The following is a 14,124-nucleotide window of genomic DNA, read 5'->3' on the forward strand; positions in this document are numbered from 1 at the left end:
GGCAGAAGGGGCGTTTCTGCTGCGTACGATCTGACGCAGATAACACGGGGTTCGCCAGATCACCTGCGGCTCAGTTTCTTCATCAGGCCAATACCAAATTGAAGCGTTCTAGAGCTGCTTTGTTTTGAAGGTGATCAACTCATCGGGTGCGGGTTTTGATTCCGCCACCGCGCAAAGGTTATCGACACATCGACGGCGCCCATCCGGGTGAGGTAACCACGCCAAATGGGGACGGAGACGGCAAAACAGGCGATAACCGAGTGCAAGCAGCGGTCTGAGTGCACGCCAAGTCAGCGGCGTGGCCCAAAATCCCAAGCCGGCGGCACGCCAGCTCCATAGGGTGGCGTCCAAGCCGTTAACCCAGCGGCCATCGGCGAAACAGGCATGAAGCGTCGCCTGCATTTGCGCGAACGTGAAACCCAGTGCTTTGGCGTCGAACTCAGGACTGCCCATGTCAACAAACAGCAGTCGGCTCTCTGCGGCGTGTCGGCGCAGGATCGTGATTTCACGCGCGCACAATGGACAGTTGCCGTCAAAGTACAACGTCAGTGGCCAATGCTCTTTGTTGTACATTGATTATCGTCTTGTATAGGTTTTGTATAAGATAGGCCCAAAAAAACGACCTGACAATCACGGTCATTCCTTTACCGTGAAATGAACCACTCACGGCAGGCAGCGTTCAGAGTTAGCGGATATGTCCCTGATGCAATGCTCATTGGGCATTTGCCGCTCATGCGCAAAAATCTCTGGTACATCGTGCTTCCTTCCTCTCGATTGTCTGATGGGCTGGTACCTGTTTGGTTACTGAGTCAGCCTTTTGTTGCCTCCGTGACAGTCAGGGAAGCACATCTGCTTTCTGATATTTGCATTCATCGGGGCGGCGCCCTCTCTGCCGGCAACCAAGTGGGCGACAGCGTGAATTGCCCCTATCACGGTTGGCCTTTTGGAGCGGATGGCATCTGCACTCACATTGCGGCACGGCCGCACCTGCGCATTCCGGCGAAGACTCGGATCGACGCGTATCCGACATTGGAGCGATATGGCTGGATCTGGCATTTTTTGGGTGACCTGTGCAGTCGCATGCTTGCCCGAAAATAAATGGGGCAATGACCTGATTCTACAAAGCGACTCATTACGCTGACCTCAGCTTCGGATCGCCATCAACCTCGCCCAAGCGGGGCTTTTGGGCCTACAGTCTTGAGTGTCGCTCACTGCAAGGAATACAAATGAACGCGTTGCCTTCAGCCTCTCTGCCAAAGCACGTCAGCCTGCTGGGTTATGGCGGTCTGTTGCCGTTTATTTTTCTGGCGCTGCTGATCCCGTTCTCTCTCGACTATCGACCGTTGTTTGCGATTGCGCTTGTTAACTATGGCGCAGTCATCCTGAGCTTCGTCGGCGCCTTACACTGGGGCTTCGCCATGACCGTGCAAGACATGAGCGCCGAGCAGGGCAGAGACCGGTTCATCTGGAGTGTCATCCCTGCGCTTATTGCTTGGGTTGCCACGCTACTGACAATGCCATTGGGTTGCTTGCTGTTGGTCATCGGCTTGGTTGCCCACCTCCGGCAGGACAGGCAGCTGTTGCAGGTTACGAGCTTGCCCGCCTGGTACCTGCCGATGCGATTACGGCTTACCCTTGTGGCGAGCTTCTGCTTGCTGCTTGCCGCGATCGTTGAGGCGCTTCATTCATGAAGCCTCGTGAGCCCGGTTCGTTGCCCGTGCCTGGCAGCCGCTTATCGCGGTTGATGCGTTTTGGCAGTTTGGCCTCGGGCGTCGCGGGCGGCATGCTAGCCGAAGGCGCTCGGCAGTGGGTTCAGGGCAAACGTCCGGCGCTCAGCGAACTGCTGTTGACGTCGGGCAATGTGCATCGGGTGGTCGAGCAGCTGTCGCAACTGCGTGGCGCCGCCATGAAGGTTGGGCAGTTGTTATCGATGGATGCAGGTGATTTGTTGCCGCGCGAGTTCAGCGAAATTCTTTCGCGTCTGCGTTGCGACGCTCATCCTATGCCCATGAGCCAGTTGGTGGCAGTCCTCAACGAAAGCTGGGGCAAGGGATGGGAAGGGCGCTTCGAACGGTTTTCCTTCACGCCATTGGCGGCAGCGTCCATCGGCCAGGTTCATGCTGCGAAAGATAAGGATGGCCAACGCCTGGCGATCAAGGTGCAATACCCTGGCGTGCGCGAGAGTATTTCGAGCGATGTGGATAACGTTGCTACCTTGTTGCGCATGTCCGGGATGCTGCCTAAGGGCATGGACGTAGCCCCATTGCTCCAAGAGGCCAAGCGTCAGCTGCAGGATGAAGCGGACTACATGAAAGAAACCGAGCACTTACGGCGCTTTGATCAACTGTTGGCCGACAGTCCTGACTTTCTGGTTCCTCGTGCGTATGCCCAGTTCAGTACGCCGAATATTTTGGTGATGTCCTTCGTCGATGGAGTAGCGGTGGAGTCACTGGAGCACTCGCCGCAGGCAGAGCGCGACCGGATCATCATGTTGCTATTCGGCCTGTTTCTTCGCGAGATGTTCGAGTTCCAGTGTGTGCAGACCGACCCTAACTTTGCCAATTACCGTTATCAGCGAGCCTCCGGCCGGATGGTGTTGTTGGACTTCGGCGCCACGCGACTTTATGACCGCAACACTACCGAGGCTTATCGCCGCTTGCTGATTGCAGGCCTGCATGAAGACCGTACCGCCATCACCAATGCCGCGCTGGACGTCGGCTACTTTCAGTCTGACACGCTGCCCAAACACAGAGCGGTGCTCACTGATCTCATTACACAGGCATGCGAACCACTGAGGCATCAAGGTGCCTATGACTTTGCGACGTCTGACCTGGCCGTACGCCTACGTGATACCGGTTGGGAACTAGGTGCCGACCGCGACTTCTGGCACACGCCACCTGTAGATGTACTGTTTCTGCATCGCAAGGTGGGAGGTTTGTACCTGTTGGCCGCGAAGCTGAAGGCGCGGGTGGATGTCCGGAGGCTGTTCGAGCCTTACGTGATTTGAGCGCTTTATGGAAGATAAATGCTCGCCTTGGGTACCGCTACCGTTTAACCATGCCTATGCATAATTCTCGGCCCGCAAGTATCTGATCTCTGATTCAATTGGCGATTTGCTGGGCTGCGATATCCCTGGCTTCAGTCAGCTCGTCGATTCGATCAGCAATCTGAGGCGTTTTCGATAGGACAGGGCAGAGCGTGTTGCCGACAAACTCCTCGATCAGATACACACGCTGATCCTAAGTCAACAATCACCGAAGCAAGCCCTTAGCTGCCGGTGATAGCTGAACACAAACTTGCGGTACATCGAGATTTCTCAAATAAGCCGTTGATGCATAGGGATACCGGTGAACGCTGAAATTCAAGCCAGTGAATGGTGGAATTGGATAATACCTTGGAAGAGGTCCGATTCAGACACATTATTTAACATAATATACATTACACGTAACAATACATCTCAGAATCAGGCCGGTTGCACGCAGATTTCGCAGCCTACGATGCACCTCAAGAGTCCGCGGAAGCCATTCCGACTCCAATTTCGGAAGTAAACTCACCTAACCGACGTTTACCACCTATTACGATCCATTTTGCTGGTCGAATTGTCCGCGCATCCTGTAGACCCGTTTCGCGATTCTGTCCACTGATGCCATTGGTATGAAATTGCTTCCTGGTGAGGTTCGCCTGAAACCTCGGCAGTCGTTCAAGCGCCACAAGATTGCGATGACTGTCTCAAGCGCTCTAGGTAAAGCCTTAAGCGCACAACGAACCATGAGTCATGAGCAACGAATATCCAGGCTCGCTTCTTGATCAAAACACGATCTGCGGTTCGCGATCGGATTTCTGACCAGAGGTCTAAATCGTCTGTTTGGAAGAAATTCCCACCTCATTGCATTTGGAAGCGATTTAGGGCCGATGGCATCACTTTACTCCCTGAACTACAGCAAGCCTCCTGATCACACTACCGCTGAACGACGCCCCCATCAGGCAACGAATTAGATCATGCGCACAGCAGCTGCTTCATAAAGGATAGTCATGAAGCCTCAAACCATAGCCTAGGCTTGATCTCCGGCTTACCGACCAGCCTGGCTAAGCACAAATCTGTCACCTCAGCCTGCCAGATACCCGAAAATCCTTAAACTTTACCGATCCGATCATGCTCCAGCCTAGTTCCGAACCCGGTCTACCTCGACCCTGTTCGATTTGGCAAACAAGAATCGCCGACTGCGACATCCGAGGCAACCGAGGCAACCGACCTGCGCGTGTTGCACTTCAATGCAACAAATACGGAACTACCCTCCTTTTTGATGTAACTCCGACCCTAACTCAACTAAATGAATATTTAGTTCAGTTAATTCTGTGTGATTTCGGAAAGTGACCGCCTCCTCCTATACAGAGTTGCCCTTTCGTTGAAAATAGTCAGGGTCTAGTAACACTATGATTTCCCTCGGCGAAGCGCCGTGTTGCTTCGCCAAAATGTCCAGATCAGCTAAGAAACGCACCATACTTGCAACCCTGGGTTCCGACAGTTCTGCACACGCGTCTGCGTATTCTTTACCAATTACATTATTGATATCGAACAAGCGCGCCACGCTTTCAATATCAAAAAAGCCCTCTTTCACTAGCCCATTGAGGGCTTTGTTGCGCTTACTCGACATTGACATTCACCCAGCCTCTCAGCCGAAAAGGCTTTTCTGAGCTGTGGGAAGCCTCCACGTCCTTGAGCCCTAGGATGTAACGAAGCTTCAACACGGTCTCAAGGCTCAGGGCTCGTTGATCCAGATCCCCTCTGACTAGCAGGAGTGCAATGACCTCCTCCGAACTGAGCTTGTATTTCTTCATAAGCTTGGCGAGCTTTTCCGAGAAATCAGAGTCAGGCGTGGTGCTCTCACCTTTCGAAAGGTCGCTTATTTCCTGCTCCAACTCGCTTATACGCTGCTGAGCGAGGCGGATCGCTTCAAGGCGGTTTAGGGCATTCATGAACTGGCCTCCACCTGCCGGTCTGTTGCATTTTAGCGGACTAAGCTTGACCGTTTGTCTGATCATAAATCCGATATTTTCCAATAGTGTAAAGGTTCAAGTGCCCCCTGATGGCTCGTGGCGATACTATGCCTAATATGCATAGGGTTGCGCCGTTAGCCTGCAGGATGGCATCTCATGCATTGCTAGGCCTCCCTTCAATATTTAGCATAAATTGACGAAGAGCACCGTGTGCTCTTCCTACGTGCTGAATGGTTCTGGCAATTTATGATAAATGTGCGTGTGACCTTCGGTCGGCCGCCGTAAATCGAGTCGCCTGGCGCGGTCGTTTCCGTCTGGTGGGCTTCTATCCTCACGACCTCGGTTCGGTTTAAATGCCATAACAAGCCAGAGAACGAGGCTGAACTGGATCAGGGCACCCAAACTGGAAGTTTCGAGTTTCCAGGTTTGTCGATGATGATCGCCAGGCTTTGCTTTGCCCGCGTAGCTGCAACATAAAAGGCGGCCGCTGGCGTGGACTCGAGATACGTCTGCTTCTGGATGAAAGCTTTGATCGGCGTGGTTGGCATGATCAGCACACGTTCGAACGTGGCGCCTTTCGATACCTTGAAATTCATGAAGTCCAATGCGAACTCCTTACCCGAAGCTATGGTGCTGCGAAGACACTGAGGCCGGAACCGCTCGACGTATTGCTCGACATGCTTTGAATGCACCAAGTACACGCCATCATGTTCAGATACTGCGTGGTTCTCTGACGTTGTTCCTGGAAAGCCCCATGACGCATCAAAAATGGTGTCAGAGAACGTCGCGATTTCAGTTCGGCAGCGGTGAGTTGTAGTCGCATAGTTAATGCTCAGCAGCCCTCCCTTTTCGCGTACAAGGAACCACTCAAGCGCACCTGCGTACCCATACTGTTTGTTTTTCTGTCCCCTCGGGTTTGTCGAGAGCACCGCTTGGCGCACGTCACCAACCATGCGGACGTCGATCCTCGACTCAAGTAATTCATGGACGATTTCCCAATCGTAGCCACTGAGATCTTGTACCTCGTCGATCAGTATTTCGTCGTAGAGACATTCAAGTCTGCGTATCAACGCTGGGGTGGCCGCCATAAGCTCCCGCGCTAAGCGTCCGAGCTCGCATGCGTAGATCTGGTTGTTGCCATCCATAAATCTCTGCTTGCCGTTCGCGTACATGCTGGGGCGACCTTCGAAGTTGAAGCCCCCTACCCGCTCACCTGGGAATTTGAATGGCAGGAACGGCTTTGCAAAATGGCGAAGCAAGAGTGTGTACCAACCCAGAACCTCGAGGTTAAGGCGATCACCGGCCTGGACGCCGAGACGATGGATCAGCTCCTGCTGATTGGTCTGGGTGAACGTGACAATCAGCACACGCCGATCGGTTGGTAATACTTTGCAGTGATCAACCAGCCCCTGAGTTTTTCTTCCACCAGCGACAGCCAAGGTAAGAAAGTTAGGCATTGTGGATGAACTCCGCCGCGGCCTTCATGTAGGCCGGTGGGCTCAGTATCTCATCCGACTGAGCTAGTCGAATTGCTCCTTCCGTTTTCTCTCGTGCCATCCAGGTCAATAACGTCGCTGCCGCAGTGATGCCAAGCATCGTGCGCAAGTGAGGCTCGCCATTCGCCGTAATGAGTTGTGGTTCGAGCGTGGTGCCGTCGGCGACTAAGCCAATGAACAGCTCTCTTTGCTTCGCGTCCAGCCACTTTTCAACCGGTTCACGTAGCTCGGCTGGATCAACGCCGTCGTTGTCGCGCATCACAGCTACGGGCTTGTTGATCGCTGCGCAAAGCTCCAAGCATCGCGCCAAAGCCAGTCCACGCATGCTGATGACATCTATACCGTGGGCCATCGGGCGTGCGCTGAAGCAATCCTGATAGACGCGTTCGAAGATGATTTCATCAGATGGGCCTTCGACCAAGACGACCTTTTTCGCTAGCACTAGGCGGAGGGTGTCGTAACCAGGCAGCCTTTGGAAATAGCTCACTGTATCTGGATGAAGGTCTGTGATTTTGGATGCGCTGTTGCGGTGAAGAAGCAACAATGCATCGAGGCCGAGGCGGTTCAGAACGTATGTGCTGTGAGTCGAAATGATTAGCTGCTGATCTTCCGTGGCCAGATCTTCGATACGATTGAGTAGTGTCGTCAAACTCGTGTGAGATAGATGGTTTTCGGGCTCCTCGATCATCACGATATTCGCCCGAGAGGAATGACGCTTCATTGCGAGAGAGATTTTGATCGCAGCCTGTTGACCCTGGCCCGCCATCGCAAACGGTAGCCCGTCGACGTGTGGAGTGACCACGCTTTCCCAAGATGTGCGGGATGTCTGATCCATGGCCAGCGCCATGGGCTCTTCCTGGAGCGCTGCGCCTAGACCCGAAAGTCTCTTGTTCACAGGTGCCAGCGCGCCATCTGTCATGGACGCTTTGATATTGCGGTAGTCCAGCGAAATCTCTGCTTTCTCGGATGACTCCAAGTGATCGCTTAGGATTTGGCGAAGATGGTAGTCGACGCCGGCGGCGGATTTGACCGTACGGGAGTCGATGGTAGCCACCGAGAGCGCTCGCGGTCGTCGCGTGAGTTCATTATCAGCGAACGATCGCCATTCGTAGGTGTAGTACTCAACGGGGAGTAGCGAAGATGGATTTTTTAACCATTCATCCAGCTCATCCTTGTACTCCTCGTTGGGGAAGACGGAGAGAAAGACACCAGGACAAGCGTTCGTTGGAACATCGGCATTCACTGCACCCAGCAGTCCCTGGAGATCTTCTGTGTCCTGCAGATAGAGCTCGATGAGAATCTGTGGGAGTGCCGGCTTCATTCCACCTCTTCTTAGTGCAAGAAACTCAGCCACCGTCTCGGTGTTGAACCAGTGAGGATTCAGCTCCTCCAGGATTCCTCTGCCACCGATCCGCCCGTTGAGCGCCAGCGAGATGGCCTCCATTAAGGTGGATTTACCGGCGTCGTTGTCTCCGACCAGGATGTTCACGCCAGGGTTAGGCTTCAGTAAGAAATCCTTGTAAATACGGTAACCACGGATTCGAATTTTGGTGATCACGGTCGACATTCCTTTGACGAATTGTTGTTGGATGGCGCTTTGATAGCGCTGTGAGCTGATGCTATAAGCGAAGTGGTTAATTTGTCGACTGCATCACGATTCTCTCTGTTGGGGACACCGCCTTAACCGGGAAGTCGATTCAAGATTTTTTATCACCTCCTTCCTTCCGTTACCGCACAGGATTTGCACATGACTACAACGCACTTCTCCACCAGAAAAGCTTTCATTGAGTCATTGGGGGCGACGTGTAGAAACTGGACGTGGAGCTGGTCTTTTATTAACGAGCAAGAACGTAAAATCATCTTCGGCGCTTGGGACATCAATACCGACGCTGGTCGAGCGCTTATCCTCAGCGATGATTGGGAAATCGAGAACGGGCGGCGAAACAGCGGCTATTCGCAGAGCATGGAACACCTTAGGTTGGTCGCTGAAGAGGGATATGAACTCCATACTTTCAAAATCATGCATTCGGACGAACTCCAGGATGAGGATGGGCGCGGCCCCGCGAAGATCAAGCGTTTCGAGCGCTCTATCGCACGGAAATGGCTATCTTATGAAGACGGAGATTGGTATGCGTGCGATGAGCCGCTGGTAGCAATGATTCCCGAAGAAGTTATCGAGTCTGAATTCTTTTCGGAAGGTGCCGTCAGAGAAATCAAAGTCAATGCGTACGAGCGCAACCCTCAAGCCCGTGAAGCATGTATTCGTCATCATGGTGCTGTATGCGCTGCCTGCAGTTTCGATTTCGGCGCTGTCTACGGCGAGGTTGCACAGGGGCTCGTCCATGTGCACCACATTATCCCGCTAAGTCAGATTGGCACGGAATACCAACTGAACCCGGTGACCGATTTGATTCCGCTTTGCCCGAACTGTCACGCAGTAGTTCACCGGAGATCTGAGGTCATGAGTATCGAGCAGCTTAAAAAGTGCTTAGCTTCTACTGGTACGACCCGTGACTAACCTGCATCAGTGACAAGGCCATAAATCTTAGCCTTCAACGATCCACATCGTTATGCATCCGCATCGCTATCAAGAATCGCAGCGAGTAGATAGCTTTACGTGTCATTTAAAGTGTCGAATCAAAAGGAAGGGATAGATGTCGCTGCAGTACCGTAAGCGGGTCAAAGTTGTGAATGGGCTGTGGCTGCATGTATCCAGCGACAGTCTCTGTCCGACGTTCGAGATTGGCGGGACGGGGGTCAGAAAACTCAATAGACGAGGCATGGAGGCGGATGAAATCAGCATCAAGGATTTACAGGACATCCTCAGTCACATTGACAGGATGCGGGTAGAGCTGTCGAGTGAGCTCACCCAGCGTCAGGAAACCCTGGATTCCCAACGAAAGCGCTCCAAGTGGCTACGACCGATCCTGAGCTTATTTTTTCAGCGTAAGGCAAGAGCTCGACTCGATCAGATGGAGTCTCTGGAGGTGCTCCAGTTTGAGGAGGTGCAGGCCAAGCTTGACGCTCATGGGCTGAGTTTTGAATGGTCTATGAGTAGCGACATCGTGCAGAAATATGACACGGTGCTTAAGACCTTTTCGGACGTCAGGCTCAGTGAAGTGATCTGGAATATCACGAGTTCGAGTCCCGTCGATCAGTTTACTGAACGCTCCAATGCTCGCCGCGCAGTAGGTCGTTGCCCCGTACTGTTTGAAAAGGGCAAGCCTCGGTGTCTTCTAACCACTGATGATCCCTATACAAGTGTGCCTCTGCTTCGAAACGGAAATGGGGAGGCGTTATACCTTTTCCCTGGGATTGTGATGCTCGAGGGTATTACTGGCCTGAAGGTTCTTTCGATCAAAGATCTCACCATTACGGCAGGTACCACACGCTTCATTGAAACGGGTGTGGTACCCAGTGACGCAAGCATTGCTGGATATAGCTGGCTGCGTGAAAACAAGGATGGCTCTCCGGATCGTCGCTTTATCGATAACTACCAAATACCGAAAGCTCGTTATGGAGAGGTGCAATTCAAAGGATGGGGGCTCGATGAGGAATACCAATTTTCGAGCAAAGGCTATGGCCTCTCTTTTGGACGCTCACTTGAAGCCTTGAAGCGCTCGATAGTGTGGGCAGATCAGAATCCCTCCCAGAGCATCTCGGAGAGTGATTACCAACGCTGACCTTTTACATTGAACGTCTATGCCATCGCCGAGCCTTCCCCTTGCGGCTGCGCAGAGGCTAGGCTATGTTGTGTCATAGATCACTACAAACCACAACATGATGTGTTTCTCGTGGTGATCGATGAGTGCAGTAACTTTTGTGAAATGCCCACATGACGTAGGAGATTTTGCGATGACTGATCGACGCCCTATCAACAAAAACGTGAACGTTCCGAAGCCTGGTGGCGGTGAGCAGCCGCGTTCGCGAAACCAGGATGGCCAGATTCGTGACAAGCGCAGCGATGCAGGTAAGTCACGTAGTAAGTAGTAACTGAGCTGCGCCGCTTGGCGACCCCTCTCCTGACGCCAGGCGGTGCGCTTTCAACTGCAATCTTTCCGGCGGGCCCACGCACAGTTTCTGCCAATAGACCTGTCTCGAATCTGCATCAAACACTCTCCGCCAGATGCACCGCCTCGGTACACTCCCACTCATCACGCACGATGTTTGATTGTCGGGTTATCTCGCGCACAGGTTCGTCACAGCCCTACCCTTTGAATAATGCAATCCAGGGCGCCGCTCCACCTGTAATTGGAGATGTCCAGCAACCGCATGCTCCCTGAGTCGCTGGAGGGCCTCCCGAAATCCGGATGCGCGTGGTTCATCTAGATGCGTATCACTCTTTGTGCTGATCATCTGTTTGCTCACTCCGAGATGGTTTCTTTTCTTGTTGAAGTTGCTTCAGCTTTTGTTGCAGTTGGTCGACCTTATGTTGAGTCGTTTCCAGCAGCGTCTGTGCGTTCTTAGCTCGTGTTTCGGCCTGGGTGACGGATTCGCGTAGGGAGGCTGACTCTTCGCGGGAATGAGCAAGCTGTTCGATAAGCTGCTCCTTGGCGCCCTCCTCTCTAGCTGACGCGATGGCCAAGGTATTGAGGTCAGCAGTAAGTCGCGCAATGGTGCCGTCTTGGGTGGCCATAACCTTGGTGTGCTGACGAGAGTCACTGAGCAGACGCTCGTTGTCTCGATTTAAACGGCTGAGTTCGTCCTGCTTCACCGAAAGAGTCTGCTGCAACTGACGATGCTCAACCTGGATTTGTTGAAGCTGGCCTTCATGACGACGCTGTTCTTGTTCACGCTGATCTTTCACGGCCGTGCGGTAGTGCTCGAGTGCATCACGAGCATGCAGATGCTTTTCTTCAAGTGAGCGAATCTGCTCGTCTTTCTCGTGCACCCGCACTTCCAGGTCGGCGCAGCTTTGGCTCAAGCGGGCGTTGCGAGTGAGCTCAGATTGCAAGCTGCTTTGGCACGTACTCAATTCTCCTGCCTGGACGTCGAGCGCTGCCTGAAGATTGTCGTGCTGGCGCTGTAAGTCCGCCAAGGCAGCTTGTGCCTGCGCGAGCTGTTCATTGACGGATGCTCGGTGCTTATCGAGTTCAGCACGAGCCTCGGCGACTTCTTCTGCGCCCTCCTCCAGCAAACGCCCCAGCAACTGGCCAACCAGTCCACTGAGCTCCTCACTCAAGCGTTCACGGCGTTCGTTTGGGCGCGGCTCCACTTTTTCGAGTTCGCCCAGATAGCGGGCAATGGTCGTCATCGAGCCCGTATTTCCAAGCTCGACCCGCACCGCATTGATGCTCGGATTTACACCTCGAGCGATCAGCGCATCTCGTGCTATCTGGACGATTGCCCTGTTAATACCGCCGCGCGCCATGTCCTCTCCTACGATTTAGTAGTGTAAGCGTAAAGTGTAATTACATATTACATCAGGATAAAAAATCAATCACGAAAATCGTATTTCTATGATCAAATAATAGAGGCTTATCGCATCATAGAGCTGATTTTCGCATTTCAATCGCTGGAAAATTTACGTTTCGCGTCAAAGGGGCTGTATGAACAAGGCTGATAGGTACCTGCAGGCCGGTACCCGGGAAAACACCCGGCGTAGTTACCGCGCCGCGGTAGAACACTTCGAAGTGACCTGGGGAGGGTTTCTGCCTGCGACTGGGGATGGCATCGTTCGTTACCTGGCCGAGTACGCGGACAAGCACACCATCAGCACTCTGAAGCAGCGCCTGGCTGCCCTGGCTCAGTGGCACATCACGCAGGGGTTTCCTGATCCAACGAAAACGCCGAACGTGAGGCAGGTGCTCAAGGGGATCCGGACATTGCATCCGACCCAGGAGAAACAGGCGGCCCCTCTCCTCCTGACCCACCTAGAGCTGGCAGTGAGCTGGCTTGAGCGCGAAGCGAGTCTTGCGGCTGAGCGTAATGACTACCGAAGCGTGATGAAGTGTCGACGCGACATAGCCTTGGTGTTGATTGGTTTTTGGCGAGGGTTTCGCGGGGACGAACTGGCACGACTACAAGTCGAGCATACTCAAGCGGAGGCCGGCGCCGGCATCACCTTCTATTTGCCTTACACCAAAGGCGATCGACAGCACCACGGGACGACGTTCCATACCCCTGCCCTCAAGAAACTATGTCCTGTGCAGGCTTACATGAACTGGATCACCGTGGCCGGCATTGCTCACGGCCCCGTCTTTAGGAAGATCGATCGCTGGGGCAACCTTGCTGACGACGGCATCAATTCCAACAGCCTGATCCCAATGCTGCGTCGCATATTTACGCAGGCAGGTGTGCCATCGGACATTTACAGTAGCCACTCGATGCGGCGTGGGTTTGCCACTTGGGCCTCCGCTAACGGTTGGGATATCAAGTCGCTGATGAGCTATGTCGGCTGGAAGGACATCAAGTCAGCGCTGAGGTACGTTGATGGGGGCGCTTCTTTTGGTGGCCTTGCGTTGAAGCCATCAGCGCCCAAAGTGGAAATCCTCTAAAGTAGTCTTACAAGATTGGTCTGGCACAGAGCGCCAAGGCCAAACGCCGCAGCGTTCAATCGTCACAGTCTTTAGGTTATCCCGCCATGGATACAAGAATGCTCACCGCGCAAGAGGTTTGCCAGGTACTCCGTGATGTTTCTGCAGGTTCACGCTCAATGCGCCGAATCACTGAGCAAACCTGGAACGAAATCTTCTGTGGCCTGATGACCGTCGAAGCAGATGGCTGGATGATCACTTTTTTCATCGATTGCGGTGAGTTGGACTACTGCGATAACTGCTGCAGTCCTGATGGCCGAAAGTACGACTTCATCTCAGATATCAACGCACTTGATCCAGTAGCGCTTCTGAGCCCAGAAGAGCATCGTAAGCTCGAGGAACTGCTCGGCGGAATCTGAGCGCCTTTCCCGCGATAAGACACCCGTGAATGCTGCATCTCCATCCACCATCCACCATACGCGTAGCTGTCTTTGTTTTGCAGGAGGCATTTGGCGTGTGGGGATCAGCTACCGCTTCTCCATGTGAACTGCCCCAAGCAATTGGCTGCAACCGACAAATGAAACCAGAGCCATAGTGCCTGCTCCTCAGTAAATTCCATCTTGAAAATACCGAATCTCATCTCGAGCCTTTTCCCTGTCTCAGTTCCGACAGTCATATCGTATATGGCACCCTCGTCGAGATTAATTTCAATCATGGGGTCGGGATCTGCAAACGCGCCAGAAGCAACGTATAGATAGTCCAGTTGAGACAACGGCCTCAATGAATTCTTCTTCGCCTTTTTTAAGTCTGAATGCGAGCACTTCCACGGTACAAATTTATTGAATACTTCCTCGTATTCACCTGAAGCTACAGCGCCAATAGATGGGGAGCCAGCCAGCCTGGATTCCTTCATGACCGAAAGCGCTTCAAAAATGCTCCTGGCGACTTCTGTGGCTTGATTTGCAGTATAAACATGAGCGAAATGGTCAAAGGTCATCTTAATGATTTCGCCATCCATCCTGGCTATCGATGCCTCGTAGAACTCATTTATGTATTCCACCCGATGAAAATGTTCACGTACTTCATACGCTGGCCTAATAATTCTTGTGCCCATCTGCCCCCCAACGTTGATCGAATATGTGATCATTGTAGTG

Annotated in this window: 14 protein-coding genes and 1 pseudogene; 7 read left to right on the forward strand and 8 right to left on the reverse strand. The window is 53.1% G+C overall.

Annotated features, from left to right (window positions below):
* Nucleotides 1-108 precede the first annotated feature (108 nt).
* Nucleotides 109-573: a thiol-disulfide oxidoreductase DCC family protein gene (locus NL116_RS15725; protein WP_494377990.1), complete on the reverse strand. Its 465-nt coding sequence runs from the start codon at nucleotides 571-573 to the stop codon at nucleotides 109-111.
* Between the two features lie 159 nt (nucleotides 574-732).
* Between NL116_RS15725 and NL116_RS15730 the strand changes: the two genes are divergently transcribed.
* The 3 genes from NL116_RS15730 to NL116_RS15740 all read left to right on the forward strand — a co-directional run bounded on the left by NL116_RS15730 (nucleotide 733) and on the right by NL116_RS15740 (nucleotide 3,007).
* On the forward strand, nucleotides 733-1,098 hold the full coding sequence (locus NL116_RS15730) for a Rieske 2Fe-2S domain-containing protein (RefSeq protein WP_494377991.1): 366 nt from the start codon (nucleotides 733-735) through the stop codon (nucleotides 1,096-1,098).
* Nucleotides 1,099-1,226: 128 nt separating this feature from the next.
* Complete coding sequence (locus NL116_RS15735; protein ID WP_494372966.1) at nucleotides 1,227-1,691, forward strand: DUF3429 domain-containing protein; 465 nt, start codon at nucleotides 1,227-1,229, stop codon at nucleotides 1,689-1,691.
* Complete coding sequence (locus NL116_RS15740) at nucleotides 1,688-3,007, forward strand: ABC1 kinase family protein (protein ID WP_494372967.1); 1,320 nt, start codon at nucleotides 1,688-1,690, stop codon at nucleotides 3,005-3,007. The genes NL116_RS15735 and NL116_RS15740 overlap by 4 nt, the downstream gene beginning before the upstream one ends.
* A 94-nt stretch (nucleotides 3,008-3,101) precedes the next feature.
* Here the strand turns inward: NL116_RS15740 and NL116_RS15745 are convergent.
* The 5 genes and pseudogenes from NL116_RS15745 to NL116_RS15765 all read right to left on the reverse strand — a co-directional run.
* A pseudogene (locus NL116_RS15745) lies at nucleotides 3,102-3,230 on the reverse strand (AbrB/MazE/SpoVT family DNA-binding domain-containing protein); the annotation flags it as partial.
* Between the two features lie 1,155 nt (nucleotides 3,231-4,385).
* The gene (locus tag NL116_RS15750) at nucleotides 4,386-4,655 is read right to left on the reverse strand and encodes a hypothetical protein (protein ID WP_494372968.1); all 270 of its coding nucleotides are present in this window, start codon (nucleotides 4,653-4,655) and stop codon (nucleotides 4,386-4,388) included.
* Entirely contained in the window at nucleotides 4,645-4,977 is a 333-nt protein-coding gene (locus NL116_RS15755) for a hypothetical protein (protein ID WP_494372969.1), read from the reverse strand. Before NL116_RS15755 ends, NL116_RS15750 begins: the two co-directional genes overlap by 11 nt.
* Before the next feature lie 410 nt (nucleotides 4,978-5,387).
* Nucleotides 5,388-6,455, reverse strand: coding sequence for a UvrD-helicase domain-containing protein (locus NL116_RS15760; protein WP_494372970.1), 1,068 nt, complete (start codon nucleotides 6,453-6,455; stop codon nucleotides 5,388-5,390).
* Nucleotides 6,448-8,052, reverse strand: coding sequence for an ATP-dependent nuclease (locus tag NL116_RS15765; protein ID WP_494372971.1), 1,605 nt, complete (start codon nucleotides 8,050-8,052; stop codon nucleotides 6,448-6,450). Before NL116_RS15765 ends, NL116_RS15760 begins: the two co-directional genes overlap by 8 nt.
* Nucleotides 8,053-8,241: 189 nt before the next feature.
* Between NL116_RS15765 and NL116_RS15770 the strand changes: the two genes are divergently transcribed.
* On the forward strand, nucleotides 8,242-9,012 hold the full coding sequence (locus NL116_RS15770) for an HNH endonuclease (RefSeq protein WP_494372972.1): 771 nt from the start codon (nucleotides 8,242-8,244) through the stop codon (nucleotides 9,010-9,012).
* Nucleotides 9,013-9,148: 136 nt separating this feature from the next.
* A complete protein-coding gene (locus NL116_RS15775) occupies nucleotides 9,149-10,177 on the forward strand; it encodes a hypothetical protein (RefSeq protein WP_494372973.1) in 1,029 nt (342 codons plus the stop codon).
* A gap of 653 nt (nucleotides 10,178-10,830) precedes the next feature.
* Here NL116_RS15775 and NL116_RS15780 read toward each other — a convergent pair.
* The gene (locus NL116_RS15780) at nucleotides 10,831-11,865 is read right to left on the reverse strand and encodes a DNA-binding protein (RefSeq protein WP_494372974.1); all 1,035 of its coding nucleotides are present in this window, start codon (nucleotides 11,863-11,865) and stop codon (nucleotides 10,831-10,833) included.
* Between the two features lie 178 nt (nucleotides 11,866-12,043).
* Here NL116_RS15780 and NL116_RS15785 point away from each other — a divergent pair, with 178 nt between their 5' ends.
* Both NL116_RS15785 and NL116_RS15790 read left to right on the forward strand, forming a co-directional pair.
* Nucleotides 12,044-12,991 carry a site-specific integrase gene (locus NL116_RS15785; protein ID WP_494372975.1) on the forward strand — a complete coding sequence of 316 codons (948 nt, stop codon included), beginning with the start codon at nucleotides 12,044-12,046 and terminating at the stop codon, nucleotides 12,989-12,991.
* Between the two features lie 98 nt (nucleotides 12,992-13,089).
* Complete coding sequence (locus tag NL116_RS15790; protein WP_494372976.1) at nucleotides 13,090-13,389, forward strand: DUF7693 family protein; 300 nt, start codon at nucleotides 13,090-13,092, stop codon at nucleotides 13,387-13,389.
* 104 nt (nucleotides 13,390-13,493) lie between these two features.
* On the opposite strand, the gene NL116_RS15795 is transcribed toward NL116_RS15790, so the two are convergent.
* Nucleotides 13,494-14,117: a cupin domain-containing protein gene (locus NL116_RS15795; protein ID WP_494372977.1), complete on the reverse strand. Its 624-nt coding sequence runs from the start codon at nucleotides 14,115-14,117 to the stop codon at nucleotides 13,494-13,496.
* Nucleotides 14,118-14,124 lie beyond the last annotated feature (7 nt).

Source organism: Pseudomonas sp. FBCC-B1667 (assembly GCF_059133255.1).

Excerpts from the sequence above, each read along its gene's own strand:
- NL116_RS15725 (WP_494377990.1), bottom strand. The coding sequence starts at position 573 with ATGTACAACAAAGAGCATTGGCCACTGACGTTGTACTTTGACGGCAAC.
- NL116_RS15730 (WP_494377991.1), top strand. The coding sequence starts at position 733 with ATGCGCAAAAATCTCTGGTACATCGTGCTTCCTTCCTCTCGATTGTCT.
- NL116_RS15735 (WP_494372966.1), top strand. The coding sequence starts at position 1,227 with ATGAACGCGTTGCCTTCAGCCTCTCTGCCAAAGCACGTCAGCCTGCTG.
- NL116_RS15740 (WP_494372967.1), top strand. The coding sequence starts at position 1,688 with ATGAAGCCTCGTGAGCCCGGTTCGTTGCCCGTGCCTGGCAGCCGCTTA.
- NL116_RS15750 (WP_494372968.1), bottom strand. The coding sequence starts at position 4,655 with ATGTCGAGTAAGCGCAACAAAGCCCTCAATGGGCTAGTGAAAGAGGGC.
- NL116_RS15755 (WP_494372969.1), bottom strand. The coding sequence starts at position 4,977 with ATGAATGCCCTAAACCGCCTTGAAGCGATCCGCCTCGCTCAGCAGCGT.
- NL116_RS15760 (WP_494372970.1), bottom strand. The coding sequence starts at position 6,455 with ATGCCTAACTTTCTTACCTTGGCTGTCGCTGGTGGAAGAAAAACTCAG.
- NL116_RS15770 (WP_494372972.1), top strand. The coding sequence starts at position 8,242 with ATGACTACAACGCACTTCTCCACCAGAAAAGCTTTCATTGAGTCATTG.
- NL116_RS15775 (WP_494372973.1), top strand. The coding sequence starts at position 9,149 with ATGTCGCTGCAGTACCGTAAGCGGGTCAAAGTTGTGAATGGGCTGTGG.
- NL116_RS15780 (WP_494372974.1), bottom strand. The coding sequence starts at position 11,865 with ATGGCGCGCGGCGGTATTAACAGGGCAATCGTCCAGATAGCACGAGAT.
- NL116_RS15785 (WP_494372975.1), top strand. The coding sequence starts at position 12,044 with ATGAACAAGGCTGATAGGTACCTGCAGGCCGGTACCCGGGAAAACACC.
- NL116_RS15790 (WP_494372976.1), top strand. The coding sequence starts at position 13,090 with ATGCTCACCGCGCAAGAGGTTTGCCAGGTACTCCGTGATGTTTCTGCA.
- NL116_RS15795 (WP_494372977.1), bottom strand. The coding sequence starts at position 14,117 with ATGATCACATATTCGATCAACGTTGGGGGGCAGATGGGCACAAGAATT.